This is a genomic window from Sneathiella sp., from assembly GCF_047631475.1.
GTDB lineage: Bacteria > Pseudomonadota > Alphaproteobacteria > Sneathiellales > Sneathiellaceae > Sneathiella.
In genome coordinates, this window is the sequence record NZ_JBLHZT010000014.1 from 21,102 (window position 1) to 43,275 (window position 22,174).

18 protein-coding genes are annotated in these 22,174 nt (G+C 48.1%); 11 read left to right on the plus strand and 7 right to left on the minus strand.

The window, feature by feature from the left end; translation table 11 throughout:
* Positions 1-13 precede the first annotated feature (13 nt).
* Complete coding sequence (locus ACJAYR_RS07840; protein ID WP_415236089.1) at positions 14-793, plus strand: 2OG-Fe(II) oxygenase; 780 nt, start codon at positions 14-16, stop codon at positions 791-793.
* Here the strand turns inward: ACJAYR_RS07840 and ACJAYR_RS07845 are convergent.
* Positions 785-1,306, minus strand: coding sequence for a DUF4269 domain-containing protein (locus tag ACJAYR_RS07845; protein WP_415236090.1), 522 nt, complete (start codon positions 1,304-1,306; stop codon positions 785-787). The two genes, ACJAYR_RS07840 and ACJAYR_RS07845, sit on opposite strands and share 9 nt — an antisense overlap.
* 87 nt (positions 1,307-1,393) lie before the next feature.
* Between ACJAYR_RS07845 and paaX the strand changes: the two genes are divergently transcribed.
* From paaX to ACJAYR_RS07860, 3 genes are read left to right on the plus strand one after another with little or no spacing between them, the layout of a single operon-like run.
* On the plus strand, positions 1,394-2,320 hold the full coding sequence (gene paaX, locus ACJAYR_RS07850; protein ID WP_415236091.1) for a phenylacetic acid degradation operon negative regulatory protein PaaX: 927 nt from the start codon (positions 1,394-1,396) through the stop codon (positions 2,318-2,320).
* Between the two features lie 14 nt (positions 2,321-2,334).
* Complete coding sequence (locus ACJAYR_RS07855; RefSeq protein ID WP_415236092.1) at positions 2,335-3,654, plus strand: pyridine nucleotide-disulfide oxidoreductase; 1,320 nt, start codon at positions 2,335-2,337, stop codon at positions 3,652-3,654.
* Complete coding sequence (locus ACJAYR_RS07860; protein WP_415236093.1) at positions 3,654-4,457, plus strand: phosphodiesterase; 804 nt, start codon at positions 3,654-3,656, stop codon at positions 4,455-4,457. Before ACJAYR_RS07855 ends, ACJAYR_RS07860 begins: the two co-directional genes overlap by 1 nt.
* On the opposite strand, the gene tenA is transcribed toward ACJAYR_RS07860, so the two are convergent.
* From tenA to cysE, 4 genes are all read right to left on the minus strand, one after another.
* Positions 4,454-5,122 carry a thiaminase II gene (gene tenA / locus ACJAYR_RS07865; RefSeq protein ID WP_415236094.1) on the minus strand — a complete coding sequence of 223 codons (669 nt, stop codon included), beginning with the start codon at positions 5,120-5,122 and terminating at the stop codon, positions 4,454-4,456. The two genes, ACJAYR_RS07860 and tenA, sit on opposite strands and share 4 nt — an antisense overlap.
* Positions 5,122-5,451 carry a ferredoxin family 2Fe-2S iron-sulfur cluster binding protein gene (locus ACJAYR_RS07870; protein WP_415236095.1) on the minus strand — a complete coding sequence of 110 codons (330 nt, stop codon included), beginning with the start codon at positions 5,449-5,451 and terminating at the stop codon, positions 5,122-5,124. The genes tenA and ACJAYR_RS07870 overlap by 1 nt, the downstream gene beginning before the upstream one ends.
* A 24-nt stretch (positions 5,452-5,475) precedes the next feature.
* The gene (locus ACJAYR_RS07875; protein WP_415236096.1) at positions 5,476-6,585 is read right to left on the minus strand and encodes a cysteine desulfurase family protein; all 1,110 of its coding nucleotides are present in this window, start codon (positions 6,583-6,585) and stop codon (positions 5,476-5,478) included.
* A gap of 72 nt (positions 6,586-6,657) precedes the next feature.
* On the minus strand, positions 6,658-7,428 hold the full coding sequence (gene cysE / locus ACJAYR_RS07880) for a serine O-acetyltransferase (RefSeq protein ID WP_169544975.1): 771 nt from the start codon (positions 7,426-7,428) through the stop codon (positions 6,658-6,660).
* Positions 7,429-7,642: 214 nt separating this feature from the next.
* Between cysE and ACJAYR_RS07885 the strand changes: the two genes are divergently transcribed.
* From ACJAYR_RS07885 to modC, 4 genes are all read left to right on the plus strand, one after another.
* Positions 7,643-8,296, plus strand: a complete 654-nt coding sequence (locus ACJAYR_RS07885; protein ID WP_169544974.1) for an alpha/beta hydrolase — start codon at positions 7,643-7,645, stop codon at positions 8,294-8,296.
* An 89-nt stretch (positions 8,297-8,385) separates the two neighbouring features.
* Positions 8,386-9,195 (plus strand): molybdate ABC transporter substrate-binding protein, encoded by an 810-nt coding sequence (modA, locus tag ACJAYR_RS07890; RefSeq protein WP_415236097.1) that lies wholly within the window; start codon positions 8,386-8,388, stop codon positions 9,193-9,195.
* A gap of 24 nt (positions 9,196-9,219) precedes the next feature.
* The gene (gene modB / locus ACJAYR_RS07895; protein WP_415236098.1) at positions 9,220-9,882 is read left to right on the plus strand and encodes a molybdate ABC transporter permease subunit; all 663 of its coding nucleotides are present in this window, start codon (positions 9,220-9,222) and stop codon (positions 9,880-9,882) included.
* Positions 9,879-10,967, plus strand: coding sequence for a molybdenum ABC transporter ATP-binding protein (gene modC / locus ACJAYR_RS07900; protein ID WP_415236099.1), 1,089 nt, complete (start codon positions 9,879-9,881; stop codon positions 10,965-10,967). The genes modB and modC overlap by 4 nt, the downstream gene beginning before the upstream one ends.
* 24 nt (positions 10,968-10,991) lie before the next feature.
* On the opposite strand, the gene ACJAYR_RS07905 is transcribed toward modC, so the two are convergent.
* Positions 10,992-12,092, minus strand: a complete 1,101-nt coding sequence (locus ACJAYR_RS07905) for an anhydro-N-acetylmuramic acid kinase (protein WP_415236100.1) — start codon at positions 12,090-12,092, stop codon at positions 10,992-10,994.
* Positions 12,093-12,185: 93 nt separating this feature from the next.
* On the opposite strand from ACJAYR_RS07905, the gene tyrS reads away from it, so the two are divergent.
* A complete protein-coding gene (gene tyrS, locus ACJAYR_RS07910) occupies positions 12,186-13,439 on the plus strand; it encodes a tyrosine--tRNA ligase (protein ID WP_415236101.1) in 1,254 nt (417 codons plus the stop codon).
* Between the two features lie 20 nt (positions 13,440-13,459).
* Here tyrS and ACJAYR_RS07915 read toward each other — a convergent pair whose 3' ends face one another.
* Positions 13,460-16,663: an AsmA-like C-terminal domain-containing protein gene (locus ACJAYR_RS07915; protein WP_415236102.1), complete on the minus strand. Its 3,204-nt coding sequence runs from the start codon at positions 16,661-16,663 to the stop codon at positions 13,460-13,462.
* Positions 16,664-16,755: 92 nt separating this feature from the next.
* On the opposite strand from ACJAYR_RS07915, the gene ACJAYR_RS07920 reads away from it, so the two are divergent.
* Both ACJAYR_RS07920 and ACJAYR_RS07925 read left to right on the plus strand, forming a co-directional pair.
* A complete protein-coding gene (locus tag ACJAYR_RS07920) occupies positions 16,756-19,725 on the plus strand; it encodes a bifunctional [glutamine synthetase] adenylyltransferase/[glutamine synthetase]-adenylyl-L-tyrosine phosphorylase (protein ID WP_415236103.1) in 2,970 nt (989 codons plus the stop codon).
* A 314-nt stretch (positions 19,726-20,039) separates the two neighbouring features.
* Positions 20,040-22,082: a methyl-accepting chemotaxis protein gene (locus ACJAYR_RS07925; protein WP_415236104.1), complete on the plus strand. Its 2,043-nt coding sequence runs from the start codon at positions 20,040-20,042 to the stop codon at positions 22,080-22,082.
* Positions 22,083-22,174: the final 92 nt, after the last annotated feature.

Sequence of the window (22,174 nt, forward strand, 5' to 3'; positions counted from 1 at the left end):
AAAAGGAAAGCAGATGGACCTAAAAGAAATCATCGATTTTGAAAAATACGATATCACAGAACCTGAGTTTCAAACGCGCGCCCAACAAATACTCGAAGAAAAAGGGGCCCTTGTTCTTCCTGACTTTATGAAAGCGGCAGCGGTTGAGGCGGTCCGGGCCCAGTCAGAAGCCGATAAAGACAAAGCCTACTTCTGTGTGCAGGAACATAATGTTTACCTGACACCACCCGACAACAAATACGATATGGGGCATCCGCGAAATAGAAATATCATTTCCTCAAAAGGCTGCATTACAGATGATTTCGTCCCGCAGAATTCCCCTTTGAGAACACTGTATGATGCGGCCGAGTTTCAAGATTTCCTTTGTGCTGTTCTGAACGAAGCGGCGCTCTTTCCCTATGCCGACCCCTTATCGTCCATAAATGTTCACTATGCCAGCAATGGTCAGGAACTCGGGTGGCATTTTGATAATTCCTCTTTTGCAACCACCTTAATGATCCAGAAGCCAGAAGCTGGCGGTACCTTTGACTATGTCGAAAATGTCCGTGATGCGGATGCTGGTGAGATGAATTTCGCTGCTGTGGAACAAGTTCTGGACGGCAAGGTCGACTATAAACAGCTGTCCATGGAGCCAGGCACACTGGTCCTGTTCAGAGGGCGCAACGCCCTGCATCGGGTCGCCCCCGTTATCGGAGATAAAACCCGGATACTGGTTGTTCTGGCGTATAACGCACAACCCGGTATTGCTCTTTCTGAATCGGCCCGCAAGACCTTCTATGGCAGATTAGATTGATAACGCCGACATAATCTGGGAGACGGTCATATCACTAAAGTCCAATAATCGCTGATAAGGGTCTCCCGACAAGGCAAAATAGCGGGCAAAGGCAGGTTCAGTCTTTAAGCCGGATCTTTTTAAGGTGCGGATCCTTACTTTGGCGTCCTCGCCGCCGATCACCAGTAATTTGCGCTCTGCTTCCATATGGCGCCAGGCATTTTGTTTTTTGACCGGTATGTTTTGGCCATAAATTTCAAGGTCAAAGGAAAGACAGCGAAATCGACATAGGCTATATCCCGCTGCATTTTCGGCCAAAGAAAAGAAAAAATTTTCCTGATCGCCATAATTTTCCCGTAGAAGCCTCTCAAAGGCAGGATGATCTTCCACTTGGCAAATAACATCGATATCACTGGTTTCAATATCCACATCAATGGGCATCGTCCCGGTGAAGAGCGGGTCAAATTCTGCAAGGATCGTATAAACACCAATAGCATTTAACAGCGTTTCGGCCTGTTCATACCTCAGGGACATAAAGCTTCTTTCCAAGTGATACAGAAAATACTAACCTGTGTATCATAATAAAAGTCACACGCCCCTTGCAAATGGATAAAATCGTTCGTGTCCTTAACTGAATTGATCGACAACCTGCCCAGTTCCCTTCACTTGAAAGCCCGTTCCCTGCTCGTCACCGTTTGGGGCGACTCTGTTGCGCCTCATGGTGGCACTGTTTGGCTAGGAAGCCTAATCGATCTGGTAAAAGATCTGGGTCTGAATGAAAGAGTGGTCCGAACCTCTGTCTTCAGACTTAAACAGGATCAGCTTCTGGACAGTCATCAGATAGGACGCAAAAGCTATTACACACTGACCCGAACGGGCGAACATCGTTTCGAGGAAGCGACAAAAAGGATCTATCGACTGGCCGGGCCAACCTGGGATGAAAGCTGGACATTGGTCTTCACAGAACGGCGTGCTTTGTCCGATGAGAAGCGCAAACAGTTGCAGGTTGAGTTGGGATGGCAGGGGTTCGGTGACCTCGGATCCGGTATTTTTGCCCATCCGGGCGGGGAGCTAAGTGCCCTTCAACAACTGCTGAAAGATTTGGAAATTGAAAATCATGTAGCTGTCCTGAAAGCCACAAATCTTTCCGCTTTCAAAGAGACCCCATTAAAGGTTCTTGTCCAAAAAGGGTGGGACATTGGCAAGATTGAAGAAGGTTACAAAGAGTTTATCAGGAATTTTACGCCTATTTTAAAGGGTTTGTCCGCACACCCACAATTAAACGCAAAAAATTGTTTTATTGTTCGTACGCTTCTGGTGCATGATTATCGAAGAGCGTTGCTGAAAGATCCATTACTGCCAGAGGTGCTATTGCCAACAGGGTGGAGCGGAAACGAAGCGCGATTGCTGTTTAAGGACCTTTACCTTGCAGTCTGGGAGAAAGCTGAAGAGCATTTACTGAAGACATTGGAAACAAATACCGGAAAGTTACCCGAAGCGTCAGAGGAGTTTCTTACACGGTTCGAGGGACTAAGAAAAACAACCTAATCTGGGGGAGGAAAATGGCTGGTGGTTTAAAAGCAGCAATCGTAGGATCTGGTCCGGCGGGAATGTATACCGCTGGGGCATTGAATTCAAAGTGCCCGGGGTGCCAAATCGATATTCTTGATAAACTGGCGACCCCATACGGTCTGGTCAGAGCAGGCGTTGCACCAGATCATCAAACCACTAAGAACGTTTCCCGCGCTTACGACAAGATCATGGAAAATGACAATGTCAGATTTGTTGGAAATCTGGGATTGGGAGATGATATCTCGATCGCCATGTTGCGAGAACTATACGATGTCGTTGTCCTTGCCGTTGGCACACCAAAAGACAGGACACTTGGTATTCCGGGCGAAGATCTAGAAGGTGTTTTCGGGGCCCAAACCTTTGTATACTGGTATAATGGTCATCCCGAGTTCAGGGACGCGGTTCCTCATCTGGACATTACGAACGCCATTGTCATTGGCAATGGAAATGTAGCTCTGGATGTTGCTCGGGTAATGCTTAGAACGCCGAAAGAAATGGCACAATCGGATCTGGCCGAACATGCAGGCGAACATATATTTTCAAGTCCGGTTCGAACCATCCGGATTGTCGGACGCCGCGGGCCGGAACATGCTCAATTTTCATCCAAAGAGCTGTCAGAACTAAAGCAAATGGATGGAGCCATCCCCTATTGCGATGCGTCTGTCATTCCCGAACATTTTAGCACAGGCGATAAGAAGACCGATAAGGTCGTTAATACCAATCTGGATCTCTTAAGAGAATACTCAAAAAATGTTCCCGCAGCGAACGACCGGAAACTATCACTGGATTTTTTCCTGTCTCCGGTAGCAATCCTTGGGGACGATAAAATTGAAGCCGTCCGACTGGAAAAAAACGTCATCAAAGACGGGAAATCCGTTGGGACTGGTGAATATGTTGAATATCCATGTGACCTTCTGGTGACTTGCATCGGATATGAAATGACGATGCTGGACGGATTAACGATCGAGCATGGGAAAATCAAGAATACAGAAGGGCGTGTTGATGACGGGCTTTATGTGGTCGGCTGGGCAAAGCGCGGCCCTTCTGGTACAATAGGCACAAATCGCCTGGATAGTCAGGCTGTTGTAGATCGTATTCTCGAAGATCGATGCGACGACACAGGTTCTTCCAAACCCGGACCGAAAGGTCTTGATGACTATGTCCGCGAAAACAAAATCCAAACAGTCTCTTTCGAAGACTGGCAAAAAATTGATATGGCGGAGAAAGAATCTGCAGCGGGCCCCTCGCCCAGACGCAAATTCGTCCGCAAACGCGACATGTTATCGCTCATCCGTGAAAGCAATGCCTGATGATTATTGTACAGATCAGTGACCCGCATATTTCAGTACCTGAATGTGATTTTGAGCAATTGTATCAAACTAAAAAGCGATTGGAAACCGCTATTGAAGCCATTAACCGGTTAGATCCAAAACCAGACGCCATATTCTTAACAGGTGATCTGATAAACTGCGGTCAGATGGACGAGTACAAGATCCTTAAAAAAGTACTGCAAAAGACTGATATTCCTATATTTTTAGGGATTGGAAATCACGACAATCGTGAAAATTTTCTCTCGTCTTTCGGTTCTGAGCCTTATCTTTCGGATGACAATTTTATTCAGTATTCGGTTGAAAAACAGGGCCTTCGAATGTTGATGCTGGACACCAACATTGAAAATTGTCCCAACGGACTTCTTTGCGCGCAGCGGCTTGACTGGCTTGAAAAAACCCTTTCGGAAAAGCCGGACATACCGACAGTAATCTTCATGCACCACCCACCTTTTAAAACAGGGATCGTCACGATGGATCGCATGGGATTAAACGAGGCTGAAAAATTTGGGCGGGTTCTTGAAAATCACCCGCAGGTGATGCGCATATTCTGTGGTCACATCCACCGCCCCATTCAAAGTATGTTTCATGGAGTCATGGCGCAGGTTTGCCCCTCAACTTCCCATCGGGTTCTTCTTCACTTAAGTGACGAAGAACGACTTGCCACAACGGCGGAGCCGCCAGAAATGCTCCTGCACCATTGGGACGGAAAGCAACTTGTAACCCATTCAGCCTTTACGGATGATTACCCTGTTTTATGGGAATTGGAAGGCGCGCTTTATTAACCCTTCAAAACATCCAGCCCCATTTGCCAGAAGCCAACTTCCAAGCGGGTCGCTTCGGCAAAGGTCTTGCTCAAACTGGCGTAACGGGCCGGTGTAAGCCGTTCTTCAGCTAAATCATCCAGTTGATCAATTGCGGATCTGGAGACCGCCTGATAGTCGTCTCCAGCGTACATTTCTATCCAGGGAAGATAGGGGTTTCCCTCGCGTTTTGTTCGCGCACTTTGGCCCAAAAGCTTACCAATTTCACCATACCCGATGACACAGGGGGACAGGGCAACATATAAATCAAGAATATCGCCAGAATGACCTTTTTCTAGAACATAGCGTGTATAGGCCATATTCTGCGGATCTTCGGCAATCTCCTGCATCTCTTTTTCACAAATGCCCCATCGCGCGCAATATTCGATATGCAGGGCCATTTCGGTATCGATAAGCGCAGAAACTGTCGCAGTGGCTGCCTTCATTTGATCCAGCGTTTCTGATTTATACGCCGCCAAAGCATAAGCCTTGGCAAACTGGATCAAGAAAAGATAATCCTGTTTCAGATAATATTCGAAAGCCGGTTTCGGCAGGGTACCATCCTGCAACGCCTGAACAAACGGATGACCAACATAACGCGACCAGATATCAGCGTTATCGTCTCGTAATCTTGCGAAGAAGGACATTAAAGCATCATATTGTTTGATTTGGTTGGCAAGCTGACAATAAGGCCATCCAACTCTTCAGACATTAAAATCTGACATCCCAAACGTGAAGTCGCTGTTAAACCATAGGCAAGGTCCAGCATATCTTCTTCATCTTCCGTTGCATCCATCAAACGGTCAAAGTCTTCGGCATCCACAATGATATGGCATGTGGAACAAGCAAGGCTGCCTTCACAGGCCCCTTCCAGATCAAGCCCGTTTTGCTGAGCAATTTCCAGAATAGAGACACCCAATGGCGCCTCCACTTCCAGCCGATCACCATTAGGTTTTACAAATGTCATTTTCGGCATTTGGTGCCTTACTCCATCTAGTTTCTACTTTGACTTGGACCGGTAGATTTTTTTCCAAGTTTCTATGAATGTGTCTATCTCAGCGCGTTTCGTCAAGCGTCCCAGACTAATTCGGATCGCCTGATCAGCCTCCGCTTCCGTTGCACCCATTGCCCTCAGCACGTGACTCGCCTTTACTTTTCCGCTTGAACAAGCTGATCCGGCGCTTACCGCGAACCCTTCTAAATCAAAATTCATAACCTGCAACTGCGCCGAAACCCCCGGCATTGACAGGCAGCTTGTATTGGGAAGCCTTGATTGGTCTGCACCATAAATACGGACATCCGGCACCGCATCGCAAATGCTTTTTTCCATTTCATCTCGTAATTTGCGAATTTCGCTCAGGCCGGAAAGCTCTTGCAGGGCCAAGTCTGTCGCCACGCCAAAACCGGCAATCCCGGCCACATTTTCCGTCCCTCCCCGACGCCCAAGTTCCTGACCACCACCTTTTTGCACGGATTTAATGGCCAAACCCTCCCGAACGATTAATGCGCCCTGCCCTTGAGGCCCCCCGATCTTGTGAGCGGACAAGGACATCATGTCAGCCCCTACCGCTTTAAAATCAATCGGGATTTTCCCAGCGGCCTGAATGGCATCGGTATGAACAATGCCACCGAATTCATGAACAAGTTCGACAATTTCAGGGAGGGGTTGCAGGATACCCGTTTCATTATTCGCATACATGACAGAAACAAGTACGGGACCGTTGGCCGCCGTTAATTTCTCTTTCAAATCCTGAAGATCAAGTTTGCCAGAGGGCTCCAGATCCACCAGAAGGACATCATAGTCCGCCACCATGGCCAATACAGAGTCGTGTTCGGCCCGACTCACCATCCATTGATGGGCAGGAAACCCTTTCAATGCCAGATTATTGGCTTCGGTGCCACCGGATGTGAATATCACTTCCTGAGGCTTGCATCCCACTAAATGGGCGACCTGACGGCGGGCCGTTTCCACACGTCCCCTCGCCTTTCTGCCAGCCGCATGGACCGAGGAGGGATTGCCCCATTCGGCCATCACCGAAGACACACACGTAATCACGTCCGAGCGGATGGGAGCCGTCGCGTTATAATCCAGATAGACTGTTTTTTTCATGGCAAGAAAATATGCCCTGCCGATAGGATCGGCAAGGCATTAATGGCGCGGATTTTATTTATCCAGAGAATGTCAGCCTTTAACATCCTGATCCGGTTTAAGATCCTCTTCGATCTTGATATCCAGATCTTCAGCTAACAAGACCGGGGCATTTCGCTCCTGATCCAATTCAGACTCAAGTTCATTGACGCGCATCGACAAAGACTGAACTTTATCCAGCAGCCCATCCAGAATTTTGAAAACCGGATCGGGCAATTCATCATTCCCAATACCGTAAGCTGCGAATCTCTCATCTGGTCCAGAGTGTTTTCGGCCCGTAACTGCCCGGGCGGGAGACCCCACCACGGTCACACATTCGGGAACATCTTTCGTCACAACCGAGGCCGCACCGACACGGGCACAACGCCCTACTGTTATCGGTCCCAAAACCTGAGCGCCGGATCCGACAATTACGTTGTCGCAAAGGGTCGGATGCCGTTTTACATTACGTTGCGAGTCAGAATCAACAGAAGGAGAAACACCCCCCAATGTTACACTTTGGTAAAGCGTAACACCGTCACCAATCTCAGCAGTTTCGCCAATCACGACCCCGGAACCATGATCAATAAACAGTTTCTTACCGATCGTCGCGCCTGGATGAATTTCAATATTTGTCAGGAAGCGACTCACTTGCGAAATGAGGCGAGCAAGGATCTTCCAGTTCCGTTTCCAGAGCCAGTGAGCAACACGGTGAAACAGCACCGAATGAAAGCCAGAATAGAGCAGCGCCACCTCAAATTTAGAGCGAGCGGCCGGGTCTCTTTCCATAATACCAGCAAGATCTTCGCTAATATGCTTGAACATTTGCTACTTCCTTCTGTATTGTGCCGCCTTTATGACGGAACGGATGAGACGCGACAAAAGCACCTGACATAAATTGAAATATAAGCAAATGCCTGTTTCGTCAAGGAGACCGGCAGTCTTTTGCGGTTCAATTTCAGGACTTTGTTGACCCTCATCACACCATAAACAGTCGTCCGCACAGTATTTTGTCGGACCAAAGGAACCTGGACTTTAGATGCCTGACGTAATTTTTAACGGACCAGAAGGCCGCCTCGAAGGCCGATATCACCATTCAGATGAGCCAAATGCTCCTCTCGCCTTGATCCTTCATCCTCACCCGCAGTTTGGTGGAACGATGAACAACAAGGTTGTTTATCACCAGTTTACAACGTTCAAAAACCGGGGCTTTTCAGTACTGCGTTTTAACTTCCGCGGTGTTGGACGCAGTCAGGGGGACTACGATCAGGGAATTGGTGAACTATCTGATGCCGCAGCAGCCCTCGACTGGATGCAGACACATAACCCAAATGCCCCGGCAGTTTGGATTGCGGGATTTTCATTTGGCGCGTGGATTGGCATGCAGCTTTTGATGCGGCGTCCCGAGATTGAAGGCTTTATCTCGATTGCTCCGCCCGCGAACATGTATGATTTCTCATTCCTCGCACCTTGCCCGTCTTCCGGAATTATCATTCATGGTACCCGCGATATGCAGGTCCCGCAAAAGGATGTGTTGAAACTTGTTGAAAAACTGCAGTCTCAAAAGGGCATCACCATTCATCACGATGAAGTAGAAGGCGCTGATCACTTCTTTGAAAAAACGCTGCCTAATCTGATGGAATCTGTGGATGGCTATCTGGACATGCGATTAAACGGCGCTGAAGAAGACTAGGCTGTTAATTCCCTTCAAAAAGCGCCGTTTAATAAATACGGCGCTTTTTTATTTCTTTTCCCGGCGTTTCAGCAGCTTTATGGTTGGGTATGAAAAAAACAGTCTCATTCTCAGCCACGAAAGGGTCCCGGCTCATTTGGTTTGCCCTATCCGTTTTTTGGATTGTTGGCGCTGTTCTTCCGGCAAATGCAGAACAAACGGGCAGATTATATGTTGCTGTTGCTTCAAATTTTCTGGCCCCCGCCAAGAAAATTGCCGCGGCCTTTGAACAAAGTACCGGTCAGAAGGTCACCTTAAGCTTTGGATCCACAGGGAAGTTTTACGCCCAGATCATCAACGGCGCGCCCTTTCAGGTTTTCCTGTCAGCAGACCAAAATGCGATCGATCAGTTAATCGATAAAAACCAGACATCAGCCAATGACCGCTTTACCTATGCGATTGGAAAATTATCGCTGTTTAGTGCTGACCCATCTTTTATCCAGAAGGATCCCGCGGCCTCATTAACCGATCACACCCTGAAAAGGCTTGCTGTTGCCAACCCAAACACAGCCCCCTATGGCCGGGCCGCTTTTGAAACGATTGAGAATCTTGGACTAACGGCAGCGCTAGCAGGCCGTCTTGTAATGGGCGAAAATATAAGCCAAACCTTTCAATTTGTTGCGACCCGCAATGCAACGGCTGGCTTTATTGCGCTTTCCCAGGTTATTCATCTGAATAACGGCTCCCGGTGGATCGTTCCGACCGAATATTACAACCCGATAAAACAGGATGCGGCCTTACTGGACAAAGGGAGGACCAATCCGGTGGCACGGTCATTTTTCGAATTTCTGAAATCTAAAACAAGTCAGGACATTATCCAGCAGTATGGGTATGGTACTGATCTGAAGAGCGAAAATTAGAAGCGAAGGATTGCGTGGCTGTCGATGATTGAGACCATTTGGCTTACGGTGAAACTGGCAAGTTTGACAACGTTTTTCCTGCTGCTTCTGGGAACACCACTGGCTTGGTGGTTATCCCGCAGTACCGTCTGGTGGAAAGAAGGTGTTAGCGCACTTGTTGCCGTACCGCTTGTTCTGCCGCCCACCGTCCTTGGTTTTTATCTACTTCTCTTGCTTAGTCCGGATAGCCCCGTTGGGCAATTCTTTGAAACCCTGTTTGGCAAAACCCTCCCCTTCACCTTTGAAGGACTGGTGATTGGGTCGATCCTTTATTCGCTGCCTTTTGTTGTTCAACCGGTACGCAATGCATTTGACGCGATAAGCGAACGCACGATGGAGGCGGCCGCAACGCTGCGGGCATCGCCCCTGGACGCATTTTTTTCAATTGCCTTGCCAATGGCCCGCCCTGGCCTGCTGACCGGCGCCATATTGGGATTTGCCCATACCGTTGGAGAATTTGGCGTTGTACTCATGATCGGTGGTAACATTCCCGGCGAAACACGGGTTCTTTCAATTGCCATTTACGATCATGTTGAAGCCTTGGAATGGGATCAGGCCCACATCATTTCCGCCGGAATGCTAGTCTTTTCTTTCCTTGTTATCCTTTTCATGATGATGCTTGAAAAACGGCTGAGGAGAGAACAATGAGCGGTTCCATCGACGCCCGCGTTAAGGGAGAGGTTGGACAATTCCGTCTGGATTTTGAAGCCACTCTACCCGGGCATGGGATAACGGCTTTGTTTGGCCCCTCAGGATGCGGTAAAACCTCTGTCTTGCGCTGGATGGCAGGGCTCATGGATATGCCGGACAGTCACTTTTCTCTAAACGGTCATGTATGGAATGCATCGGGGCAATTCACGCCCCCCCATAAACGGTCGGTCGGCTATGTATTTCAGGATGGCGCTCTTTTCCCTCATCTGACGGTCCACAAAAACCTGACTTACGGGATGAAACGAGCATCGAGAAATGGTCATTCAGTTAATCTGGAAGAGATCATCGCCTTAATGGGGCTTGAGCTGCTGTTGGACCGATCAACAGTGTCTCTTTCGGGCGGTGAAAAACAACGGGTTGCTATTGGACGGGCCCTTTTGACACATCCTGATATCTTGCTGATGGATGAACCCTTATCCGCATTGGATAAACAGTCAAAGAACAACATCATCCCGTATATCGAAACAATGAAAGAAGCCCTTTCAATCCCCATTATTCTGGTAAGCCATGACATTGCTGAAATTGAACGTCTTGCCGATCATATGGTTTTGATGGAGGCGGGTAAGGTCGTCACCACAGGTCCTTTAATGGATGTATTGTGCAATCCATCCCTGCCCTTTGCCTCAGAAGAGAACCCTGCAACAATTGTGCAAGCCGACCTGGTTCATTTCATTCAGGAAGACGCTCTTACAGAATTTAAAATCGGCACTCAAAGCCTATTCCTTCCCGGACAGATTGGCCGCTCTGGGCAGACCCACCGGATCCGTATTTCGGCAGGGGATGTCAGTCTGGCCCCTGACTATCCATCCGAAACAACCATTCTGAACATTCTCGAAGTACAGATCCACCAGATTATGGAAATTGGAAACGGACGTGTAACCATCTTCCTGCATCTTAAAGATTGCGAAGACATACAGTTAATCGCCCGTATTTCTGCAAGATCAGCGAAAAAATTCGGATTTAGGATCGGAGGGCAGGTTTTCGCCCAAATAAAGGGAACCCCTATGGTGGAACGTCAATAAAAGGCCCTAAAACAAGCCAAGCCGCTATCCAGCTTGACGGTCCCGCCTGATCTGAAAAAGCCGACCACCCGTTGTCGGTGTTGGAACGCCGGTCGTCGTCGGCAAGCTTAACGGAAGGCCTCTCAGGCTTCGCACCGCCAAAAAGGCAAATGCCTCTGCCTCCAGCTCATCCCCATTCCAACCAACAGTCTCCACGGGTTCCACAGCCGCGCCAACCAATCTGGCGATACCATCCATCATGGTTTTGTTCTTCCGCCCACCCCCGGTCACCAACCAGCGGTTTGGCGCGGTTGGGCAGTGGTCCAGCGCCTTGGCAATTGTTTGAACTGTAAATTCAGTGAGCGTCGCGGCCCCATCCTCTATAGAGAGGCTCTCAATTAGTGTCATTGAAAAATCGTTGCGATCGAGGCTTTTCGGTGCTGGCTTGTCAAAGTATGGATTGTCCATCAACCCTGCAAGTGCGATTTGATCCACTGTTCCGCGGGCTGCGATTTTGCCATCCTCATCGAACAGGCCGCCCCCTTTCAATTGCACCCAGTCATCAATCAGTGCACTGGCCGGGCCCGTATCAAATGCGAGCAATATATCGGTGCCAACATAGCTGACATTCGCAACGCCTCCCAAATTGAGAACCATAACCGGAAGGGTCAGATCTGCCGCCAATGCCCGATGGTAAAGCGGCGCGAAAGGAGCGCCTTCGCCGCCTGATTTAACATCATTTGTACGAAAATCGGTAACTACATTGATACCAGTAAGATCAGCAAGCAACTGACCATTTCCAACCTGCACGGTGATCCCGTTTGGCGCATCATGAAACAAGGTTTGTCCGTGGAAGCCAACAACACCGATGTCGGATGCTTGTATGCCCGATTTTTTTACAACGGCGTCCACCGCCTCAGCATTTAACCTTGTGAAATGATCAACGATTGAGTCTGGTGCGTTCTTTTTGCCAAGCCAGCGTTTAAACTGCTGTGCAAAATCAGGTTCGTAGGAAACAGATTGGGTGGGGCCCACTTCAAATACCGTATGACCATCCGTCCGGATCATTGCCGCGTCAACCCCATCCATAGAGGTGCCACTCATCAACCCTACGGCCCATATTGCTTCTTCTTGTCGATTAGTCATAAGGAATATTGCCCGCAAAAACCAATACTTGGAAAGATACAGAATAATGTGCTACAGGTCAGATCCTTTCAACAACATTTGTAAAATAGTCATATGACCGACCTACGCTCAAATTTCATGAAAAGTTTCCAGGAACGTGGATACATGCACCAATGTACCGATCTGGAGGCATTGGACACTGCCTTTAATGAAAAGACGGTGACAGCGTATATCGGCTTTGACTGTACGGCCCGCAGTCTCCACGTTGGTAGCCTGATGCAGATCATGATTCTGCGTCTTATGCAGAAAATGGGGCATAAACCGATTGTCCTTATGGGCGGTGGCACCACAAAAATTGGGGACCCGTCTTTCCGCGATGAAAGCCGGCCACTGATCGATGACGCGGGCATTCAGGAAAATATGAACGGCATCAAAAAAGTCTTTGAGAAGTTCATTACCTTCGGCGACGGACCGACTGATGCCGTTATGGTCAATAATGACGACTGGCTTGCCAAGCTCGAATATATTCCGTTTCTGCGAGAGTATGGCCGTCACTTTTCAGTCAATCGCATGCTCAGCTTTGAGAGTGTCAAAATCCGTCTGGATCGGGAACAATCTCTGAGTTTTCTTGAATTCAATTATATGATCCTCCAGGCCTACGATTTTGTAGAACTTAAAAAACGGTTCGATTGCATGCTGCAAATTGGTGGCTCTGACCAATGGGGTAACATTATCAATGGCACCGAACTTGGACGCAGAACCAATAACTTTAATCTCTATGGTTTGACGACGCCGCTTCTGACTACGTCCTCCGGGGCGAAGATGGGAAAAACGGCGTCCGGGGCGATCTGGCTAAACGAAGATATGCTCTCTGCGTATGACTACTGGCAATATTGGAGAAACACAGAAGACGCCGATGTTGGTCGTTTTCTGCGCCTGTTCACCGAATTGCCGCTGGATGAAATCGCTCGACTTGAAGCGCTCGAGGGCGCTGAACTAAACGATGCCAAGAAAATTCTGGCAGGAGAATGCACGAAGCTTGCCCATGGGGAGGAAGCAGCCCTTGCCGCAGCCGAGACAGCCCGTCAGACATTTGAAATGGGCGAAACAGCGGAAAGTTTGCCAACGACAGAAATTCCGACTTCGGAACTCGACGAAGGTATTCCAGCCTTTGCGCTGTTTAACCGCGTTGGCCTTTCCCAGTCCAGCTCAGAGGCACGTAAACTGATTAAAGGTGGCGGTGCACGGGTCAATGACGAAAAAGTCGCGGACGAAAAACGGATACTGACGTCAGCCGACGTCAATGAAACAGGTCGGATCAAATTGTCTGCGGGTAAAAAACGGCATCATTTGATTTTGCCTGCCTGATCGACGGAAGGAAGGGAAGCTTAAGGCTTCCCTTCATCTTCGCGGATTTCCTGACCTTCTGGCGTAACCACTGTCGGTGCCTCCGCGTCTTTTCCCCAAGGCTCAAAGAACATTCTGCGCAAAATTCCCGGGGCAAGCGCTGACACAGGGTTCACACTGATATCAGGATTATCCGACCCTCCCTTGACCTTATAGGAAAAGCCAAATATTCCTTCGCCTTCACGGCCGACCAGCAAGCGCCCAAGGATTGGAATATTCCCCAAAATTGAATTTAATGTGTAAGACGGAATAACTGTCCCAAAGCCGTCGATTGTCTTCTCGTTCTGATCAATGCTCCCCGTAAAGGTAATACCGATCGATCCAACTGCACGAAAATCCTTTGTTGACAGCACATCGTCCTGAAAGACGAAAGGTCCTTCTACTGTCGTAAATGTCATACCGTCATTTTGCAAAAGTTCAACAATTCCACCAAGCGAGCCAAGGGTCAGTATTTTACCCAAAACAGGGGCCTTAACGATACGAACCTCTTTCATCGACATAACGCCGGTGGTGCGGCTGTTTTCTTCCGTATCATTGATCATACCGGAAACCGAGAGAGTCCCATCACGGGCATTGTCATAGACATCCAGTCCACGCAATAACAAGCCTGCATGATCAGACTGAAATTCAAACTGCCGCCCGTTTTTGTTCTCTCGTAAAGCAAATGAAATTCCAAATTCGTCCGTAAATCTGGCCGTAATGTCACCCTTCTGGATCACATCATTTTTAGCCGATAATTGCCCCGACAGATTTTTTAATGCTACGCCGCCCGCCAATAAGGCCGTTCCAATTTTTATATTGCTATTCCAAATCAGGGCGTTCTCATCCGCGACATCCTCAATTTTTTCTGAGATAACGTCTGTTTCCGCAACCTTCTCTTTCAAAACGAAAGGACGCAAATCCAGCACTGGCCCAGACACATTCAAAGCATATTTATTTGCGGCGACACGATTTACATCAAGCGCAAGGTCGCTTTCACCGACAATCAGTCTGTCCACAGCAAACGAGCTTAATCCATCCTGGTCAAACGATCCTTTTCCAACAAGTTCAAGTTGATCTGCGGATAAGCGGACATTGGAAAGATCCGTTTTCCCCGTCCCGTCTGTTGCAAACTGAAGTCCCAACAGACCCGTGACACCAATAGGCTTGTGAATATGCAACGCGTCAAAGGAAATATCGGTTTCAAGAAGGTTGAGTGTGACAACCCCTGTCGCCTTGCCCGATGGCTGAACATCCACCCCTAAAGAAGCACCGGCAGACCCTTTTATAAAATCCAGATCGGCTCCCAGTGATTTACGGGCTGTTTCGTCCAGTTTCGCCTGAACCTCGTAGCGACGCACGCCTTTTTTCTTTCCGCGCAAATAGGCCTGAAAAAGAATTTGAGCCGGGTTGCCGTTCAATTTGGCGGGGCCGGATACATTGATTTCCTCTGTTGATACAGTGACGTCCAGATCACCATCGCCCAGATTAATGTCCTGAAAGACATTCGGAATATACGCGTCTTTAAAACTGCCTGACGCTTCATAGACCACTTTTTCCAGTGTCAGATTATCCAGCAAAGGAAAGACAAAACGGGCATCAACGACGCCTTCTCCCTGCATCTTATCGGGAACAATTCCATAATCTGTCACGAGCTCCAATGGCTTCCGATCCAGAAATGCAAAGATGCTTTTGTTCTGGCCTTTCACCTGTAACCGTATATCCGCAATCTGGTTTTTCTTTTCGAAATCGTAGATCAGGACGTTGCCTTTTGGTAACTCCATATCCAGCAGTTTTCCAGACAGGTCCGTGATGTGAATTTGTTTTTCGGTCAGAACCACATTCCCCGAGACATCGGTGACCTTCGGCAACGGAGCAAAATAATCCGCGCTTGCTTTTTCGAACGAAAACTTCAACTCGATTGCCCCGTCCGGAATAACACCTTTTTTCATGGCACCGGCAGGCAAATCCATTCGAAATGTCGTGTTATGAACGATCCCGTCCTTGATTTTTGCTGTCACCCATTTATAGGCATCTACTGCTGCTGAATATGGCCAATAGACAGGCAGATCGTCGGCATACAGCTTCGGTAATGACCCCTCAATAGACATCCCTAATCCATTTTCAGCATCGTTTACAAAAGACCCGCTCATTGTGATCGTTGGGCCCCGCCCTTTTGCTTCGATAATCACCGAATTAAGATTGATCGCATCAAAGGGGGCCGCCGTATGGCCTTCGGCTCGAACAGATTGAATATTCAGGGGGACCGTATACAGGCTGGGAATATCGACCTGGCCCTCGCCTGTTTCGAGTTTGAAGCCGACCTGCTGGGGGGTAAACGCTGGATCAAAGGATATGTTGATGTCACCGCTCACCGGCAGCGAAATACCCTTCAAGATGTCCAGGTCGGGAATTTCCTTAGCCAGGATAGCCGGCGGGAAATCCGTAATACGCGTATTCACAACTGTTGTGAACCGATCTCTGGAATACGCGGCGTTGGCGATCAGGTTGATACTTTCATCCCCGATATGAGCATTGCCCTGCAGTCTTCCCGTTAGACCTTCTTCCGTCCGCCAGATAACCATATTGGCGGATGTAACGCGCCACAGTTTATTAAGCTTTTCATCTTCAATAAATAACCCGGATTGATAAATCTCCAGGCGTTCCAGATAGGCTGTTAAATCGGAAGACGATTTTCGTGTTCCCAGACTATTGAGCAGATCATGGATCACCAACAGCGAAGCCTGATCCTGCTGATCTATTGAAACCGCTTGGTTGGATCGTTCTTCATCATAACTGTATCCGAGCCGAATGGCGCCGCTTTCTTCGCGGGTCAGCAAGACTTTCAGGCCCGAAAATTCAAGACCTGAAGGGGCAATCCGCCCTTTTACCAGCGCCTCACCGCTAAAAGTCACCGTAACCGCAGGGATTTGAGCTATCGGCTCATCGTCGCGTTTGATCGAAACATTATTCACACCGAAGACCAGATCTTTATCTTCACTGTCCCATAATAACTGTAAGTCACTGAACCCAAATTCCATATCCGGATACTGACTGACCAGCAGCTGGTTGATATAGGGCGCTGCGAAAGAAAACGATACGGGCCCATAGCTTAATGCACCGACCAGCAGAAAGACCGCCAGCGCTAAAAGAACAAGCACGCTTAAAAAAGTTCGGGTAAGTATTTTTGCAGATGCTTTAATCAAAACGTGTTATTCACAAATAGGGTTCACCAAGACGGGATAATGCTATCAACGCCATATTCCAAATACTATGACTGATTTCGAGCGTAAAGAACATGCCTGACACGGAAAAACTGAAACTCATTCAGGAATTTATGTCCCTTCCTAACCCGGGTAATGAAGAATATCTAAAAGTTGGAATGGACAATTGGTCGGACAAAATAAAAACCAATTCTAGTATTGAAGAGTTTGTCCGAAAATATGGCGAAATAAAGGCCGTTCAATCATTGTTGGCTGCAATTTTTGGAAACAGCCCCTATTTGTCCCATTGCCTGCTCTCGGATCCTCAATTTTTCATCGAAATCCTGACGGATGGGCCGGACGACACACTTGATCGGTTTTACGATAAACTTGAAGAAACCCTGTCTCCGACAAGCAGCATGGAACAGGTCATGTCAATCTTGCGCAACGCGAAAAAACAAATCGCATTGCTGACCGCCATTACTGACATTTCATCTGTTTGGCCGTTGGAGAAAATCACCAGAACACTCGCAGATTTTGCCAGCTATGCGGTAGATGCCTGCTTTTCCCAACAATTACGCAACGCCCATGATAAAGGCGATCTCCTTCTGCCCCATCCAGAAACCCCCTGTCTGGGATCCGGCCTGATCGTCCTGGGCATGGGAAAACTCGGTGCCTGGGAACTGAACTATTCAAGCGATATCGACCTGATCGTTCTGTTTGACAGTGATTTGCTGAACTATACGGGCCGAAAGTCCTTAGGCGACTGCATGGTCCGCATGGCCCGCAACCTCATCAAAATGATGCAGGAACGCACAGCCGATGGATATGTCTTTAGAACGGATCTGCGCCTGCGCCCCGATCCGGGCGCGACACCGATTGCCCTGTCCCTTGCCGCCGCACATACTTATTACGAAAGTCAGGGGCAGAATTGGGAACGGGCCGCCATGATCAAGGCCAGACCTATTGCCGGTGATATCCATGCGGGTGAAGAATTTATCGAGTTTTTAAAACCCTTTGTTTGGCGCAAATTTCTGGATTTTGCTGCCATCGCCGACATTCAGGCGATCAAGTCACAGATCCATGCTCATAAAGGCTTCGCAGACATATCACTGGATGGCCATAATATTAAAATCGGCCGAGGCGGCATTCGGGAGATCGAGTTCTTTTGTCAGACTCAACAGCTGATTGAAGGGGGTAGAAACCCCGCCCTTCGTTCGCCGTCAACAATGGTAACACTCCAGGATCTTACAGATGCCGGGAAAATAACCGGCACCATTAAAGAAGATCTTCAAAATGCCTATGTCTTTTTAAGGACGCTGGAACATCGCCTGCAGATGATCCATGACGAACAAACGCAATTACTACCCGCTGACTCAAAAAGCCTGAACAAACTGGGTGTTTTCATGGGATATGATAATCCCGATGAATTTCGAGACATGTTGAAGACAACGTTGCAAACCGTCAAATCCCATTACGACAATCTGTTTAAATTTGAAGAAGGTACTGACGGGCCAAGCTTGCGACTCGTTTTTACCGGATCAGACGACGACCCGGAAACATTGGCCTCGCTAAACAGTCTTGGATATGAAGAACCGCAAAGAGTTAATCAGCTCATCCGCGAATGGCATCACGGCCGCTACCGCTGCACCAGAACAGTGCGGGCGCAACAGTTACTGACAAAACTGGTGCCGACCATTCTGGATGATTTAGCCGACAACGCCAATCCAGATGCCGCATTTCTACGATTTGATTCATTCCTGAAGAAACTGCCATCGGGCGTACAGCTTTTTTCCCTGTTCAGTGCCCATCCAAGCCTGCTGAAACTCGTCGCCAAGATCATGGGAATGGCGCCAGACCTGGCGGACCGGCTGGCCCATAATCCATTGCTGTTAGATGGGGTAATATCCTCTGATTTCATGGACCCGATCCCGGACAAATATGATTTACAGCAAGATCTGGAATTAATGCTGTCGACAGCCCGGGATTTTCAGGACATCCTGGACTTTTCTCGGCGGTGGCTCAATGATCTGAAATTCCGGGTGGGTGTGCAGATCCTTCATAATATCGAACATGGCAGTAATCTTGGCGCAACGGTTGCCGCAGGCGCCGCGCTCACACGCCTTGCCGAAGTGGTCCTTGCAAGTCTGTTGCCGCGTGTCGAACAGGAGCTGGAATTAAAACACGGAACCGTCCCAAATGGGAGTTTTGCAGTCATAGCGGCAGGGAAGCTCGGTAGCAGGGAAATGACCCCGCGCTCTGACGCGGACTTGATCTTTGTATTTGATGCGCCCGGCGAAACAACAATGACAGATGGCAAGAAGCCAATTCCCGCTGGTTTATTCTACACCCGGTTAAGCCAGCGATTAATCAACAGTTTAAGTGCGCTCACTGGCGAAGGAGTGCTCTACGAGGTCGATATGCGCCTGCGCCCCCACGGGAAGTCTGGCCCCCTCGCCCTCAGCCTCGAAGGGTTCGAGAAATATTATGAACAGGATGCCTGGACCTGGGAGCATTTAGCCTTAACCCGCGCTCGAGCTGTTGCTGGGGATTGGGAGTGTATTGAAAAAGCGGATGCCGCTTTAATGAAAATACTATCGTCGCCGCGCGACCCTGTGCAGATTTCACACGATGTGAAAACAATGCAGGACAGACTTCATAAAGAGCATTCGAACAAACCGGTCTGGGCTCTAAAACACCATCCTGGAGGTATTATGGATCTGGAATTCATTTGCCAGTTCCTGAAACTCGTGCATGGACATAACCACCCGGAAGTACTTTCACCCAATACAATGGAGAGTATCGAGGCGTTTAGGAACGCCAAAATCCTGAACCAAGAAGATGCTCAAACTCTGAGCGATACCATGAAGTTTTACCTTAACCTTCAGGGTCTAATCCGCCTTTCCCTAAAAGATCGGATTGTAACAGACGCAATACCCAGTCCCTTGAAAACAGCGCTGGCGACAGCCGTCAATTGCCATGATTTTAAAGACTTATGTGAAACGGTAGTGGAAAAACAGGTGTCGATCACAGCCCTGTTCTCGAGACTACTAAAATCACAGTAGGAAAATCTGACTTTACCCCACTAAAAATCTGCAAAATCTCCTAATGGTAGTATTGCTTATAAATATATAATTTTATTTGATGTTTCTTTTAGAAGGAAAAGAACAAAAACCAAAGTCCAAAAGATTCCGGAATGTTGATTTCTTTCCTAGACTTGCCAAACAACTCCACATTAAACGTGTATTACTGGTTGAAACCTGCCAGTAAAAAGAGATTTCTCTCTGTTACCAAGAATTATGTAAAATTTAAAGGTTTTCTTAATTTCTAATAGTCTAAATAGACTAATATTAGAATGTATTAAATTGGGTGAACCGCTGTGTTTAAAAATCTTTCACTTAGAAATCAATTGTTTCTGCCATTGATAATTACCTTGGCTGGTCTTATTGCTATTGGCTCCATCTTCTTCATTGGAACAAGCAAGAATGTTGAAAATCAACAAGACTATCTGGGCGTTCAAGAAAACCTCAGCCTGACAAAGGATTTGGGTCGGCAAATGTTAGAGGCCCGCACAGAAGAGAAAAATTTCATCCTGCATAAGGACTTAAAGGATGCAGAGGTTCACACTCAAACCATAAGCAATATCAAGGCAATATTGGGAACTCTCGAAACGCGCCTGTCTGATACGGACAATGCAAATCAGATTTCCGGTATCAAGCACAATATTGAAACTTACGATAAGGCTTTTAATGAAACGGTCTCGACGTTCCAACGGGTTGGCTTGGATGAAAAAAGCGGACTTCAAGGAGAAGCGAGAAACGCAGTTCGGAGCATCGAAGATTTGCTGAAAGAATCCAATAGCGAAACTCTAACCGTGACAATGCTGATGATGCGCCGTCATGAAAAAGACTTCCTTCTTCGTTTTGATCCCAAATATGTCGGCCGCATTGCAACGCGATTTGAAGAATTCCAGGCACAACTGGCTGCAACGTCATTTTCGGCTGATGAGAAACAGAAACTCATTGATGCGATGTCCACCTACAAACAAAAATTTGATACAATGGCAGCTGGCTGGATAACATTGCGCGAACAGATCTCAAATCTTGAAGGGATCTCTGACAACACTCAAGAGAGCGTCAAGGCTCTAGAAGCCTCTCTCAATGAATATGCAGCTCTAAAACGCCTTGAAACACAATCGACAGCAGAGACCATCACTTATGCCCTTTTTGGTGCAATCGGGATCGCCGGACTTCTAATGGTGATTGTCACCGGATTAATTGCGCAAGGCCTTCGGTCCCTGCTGTCAGCTGTCGGTGGTACCATGAAAACGATTTCAGGAGGGGATCTGGAAACCGAAGTATTTGGGTTAAACCGAGAAGACGAAATCGGGAACATGGCCAAAGCTTTGGAGGTTTTCCGCAATAACGCCGTGGAGAATATTCGCCTGACCGAAGCCAACGAGAAAGCGAAACTGGAACAGCAGCGGGCTGAAGAAAAACAGCGTGAGCGTGAAGCTGAACAACAAAAAGAGGAAGCTGAAAAACAAGAGCGAGCCTTAAAACAGCAGACCGAAAAAACCAGCCGGATGAACGATATCATTCAGAATTTCGATGCAAAAGTGTCGAAAGCAATGGAAACACTGATTTCGTCCTCTTCTCAGATGAAAAATGCGTCCTCTGAAATGAAACGTCAGTCTGAAGAAAGCGGCAGCCTTGCCGAGACTGTGAATAGCCGTTCAAACATGATGAGCGGAAACGTGAATTCTGTAGCGTCTGCAACAGAAGAGTTAAGCGCATCTATTCTGGAAATCAGCCGACAGATTCAGAAATCGAATACTGTAACGAAACAGGCAGTCGACGACACACATCGCGGTACCAACTATGCCAAGGACCTGTCCGAAGCAGGACAGAAAATTGAAACCGTTGTTGATCTTATTCAGGATATCGCCAACCAGACCAACCTGCTGGCCTTGAACGCAACGATTGAGGCGGCAAGAGCAGGTGAAGCCGGTAAAGGATTTGCCGTTGTTGCCAGCGAGGTTAAATCCCTTGCGACACAGACCTCAAAAGCAACAGAGGAAATCAGCGGTCAGATCCACGAAATGCAGAACGCAACAAATCTGGTCGTAGCTGTGTTAGGTGAAATCAGTGAGATTGTGGATAGCGTGAGCAATATTTCCACAGAGATTTCGGCCGCCATGGAAGAACAGTCTGCCGCAACGAACGAGATTTCCGGTAGCGTTCAACAGGCTGCAGATGCGGCGCAGAATGTTGCCAGCAGCGTAAGTACCATCAAGAACAACGCCACTGATACCCGTGAAATCTCAGTATCGGTCGAACAAACAGCGGCAAATCTTGAAGATGTGACAACAGAATTCCAGGGAGAAATTGATAACTTCCTGAAAGATGTTCGCGCCGTCTAAAACGCGCGCCCCTAATCAAAAAGCCCGCCTGGTACAGAGCGGGCTTTTTTTGTTTATTTTGCCATCCGTTTCCAAACCATGATACGGGTGCC

Excerpts from the sequence above, each read along its gene's own strand:
- ACJAYR_RS07840 (WP_415236089.1), top strand. The coding sequence starts at position 14 with ATGGACCTAAAAGAAATCATCGATTTTGAAAAATACGATATCACAGAA.
- ACJAYR_RS07845 (WP_415236090.1), bottom strand. The coding sequence starts at position 1,306 with ATGTCCCTGAGGTATGAACAGGCCGAAACGCTGTTAAATGCTATTGGT.
- ACJAYR_RS07855 (WP_415236092.1), top strand. The coding sequence starts at position 2,335 with ATGGCTGGTGGTTTAAAAGCAGCAATCGTAGGATCTGGTCCGGCGGGA.
- ACJAYR_RS07860 (WP_415236093.1), top strand. The coding sequence starts at position 3,654 with ATGATTATTGTACAGATCAGTGACCCGCATATTTCAGTACCTGAATGT.
- tenA (WP_415236094.1), bottom strand. The coding sequence starts at position 5,122 with ATGTCCTTCTTCGCAAGATTACGAGACGATAACGCTGATATCTGGTCG.
- ACJAYR_RS07870 (WP_415236095.1), bottom strand. The coding sequence starts at position 5,451 with ATGCCGAAAATGACATTTGTAAAACCTAATGGTGATCGGCTGGAAGTG.
- ACJAYR_RS07875 (WP_415236096.1), bottom strand. The coding sequence starts at position 6,585 with ATGAAAAAAACAGTCTATCTGGATTATAACGCGACGGCTCCCATCCGC.
- cysE (WP_169544975.1), bottom strand. The coding sequence starts at position 7,428 with ATGTTCAAGCATATTAGCGAAGATCTTGCTGGTATTATGGAAAGAGAC.
- ACJAYR_RS07885 (WP_169544974.1), top strand. The coding sequence starts at position 7,643 with ATGCCTGACGTAATTTTTAACGGACCAGAAGGCCGCCTCGAAGGCCGA.
- modA (WP_415236097.1), top strand. The coding sequence starts at position 8,386 with ATGAAAAAAACAGTCTCATTCTCAGCCACGAAAGGGTCCCGGCTCATT.
- modB (WP_415236098.1), top strand. The coding sequence starts at position 9,220 with ATGATTGAGACCATTTGGCTTACGGTGAAACTGGCAAGTTTGACAACG.
- modC (WP_415236099.1), top strand. The coding sequence starts at position 9,879 with ATGAGCGGTTCCATCGACGCCCGCGTTAAGGGAGAGGTTGGACAATTC.
- ACJAYR_RS07905 (WP_415236100.1), bottom strand. The coding sequence starts at position 12,092 with ATGACTAATCGACAAGAAGAAGCAATATGGGCCGTAGGGTTGATGAGT.
- tyrS (WP_415236101.1), top strand. The coding sequence starts at position 12,186 with ATGACCGACCTACGCTCAAATTTCATGAAAAGTTTCCAGGAACGTGGA.
- ACJAYR_RS07920 (WP_415236103.1), top strand. The coding sequence starts at position 16,756 with ATGCCTGACACGGAAAAACTGAAACTCATTCAGGAATTTATGTCCCTT.